This window comes from Corallococcus exercitus, assembly GCF_003611585.1.
Classification (GTDB): Bacteria; Myxococcota; Myxococcia; order Myxococcales; family Myxococcaceae; genus Corallococcus; species Corallococcus exercitus.
In genome coordinates, this window is sequence record NZ_RAVW01000874.1 from 1 (window position 1) to 488 (window position 488).

Annotated in this window: 1 pseudogene; it reads right to left on the bottom strand. The window is 73.6% G+C overall.

Features of this window, described 5'->3' with window-relative positions:
• Nucleotides 1-328: pseudogene (locus D7W79_RS42640) on the bottom strand (tenascin-X); the annotation flags it as partial.
• Nucleotides 329-488: the final 160 nt, after the last annotated feature.

The following is a 488-nucleotide window of genomic DNA, read 5'->3' on the forward strand; positions in this document are numbered from 1 at the left end:
AGATGTGTATAAGAGGCAGGCCCACCAGCGTGGCCGTCAGCACGCCCGTGGCCTCCGGCCGGTAGGACAGCCGGACCGGGACCTCGCCCGGCGCCATCCGCGCGGGCAGCCCGTCCGCGGAGAAGGGAGGCGCCAGCGACGTCCAGTCCACGTCCAGCGTCGTGCGCCCCGCGTTCACCACGCGCAGCTCCACCACTCGCTCCACCCCGGGGTAGCTGGCCGGGAACGCCACGGACTCCTGGGAGACCCGCAGGAGGCTCCGGGCGCCCGTCAGCGGGGGTTCGTCCCGGCAGGCGCCCACGAAGGCCAGGAGGGCGGCCAGGGCCATTGCCAGGGCCCCAGGCGGCCTGGCGGCGACCCCCGGCATGCCCGTTGGAGCCCCCGGAAGGCCCGTCAGGCCCCCACTGCCCACCGTCCGCGTGCGTGCCATCGAGCCTCCTGCTCCCTGCCTTTACACCCCTCTCCATCCCCTGTCTCTTATACCCATC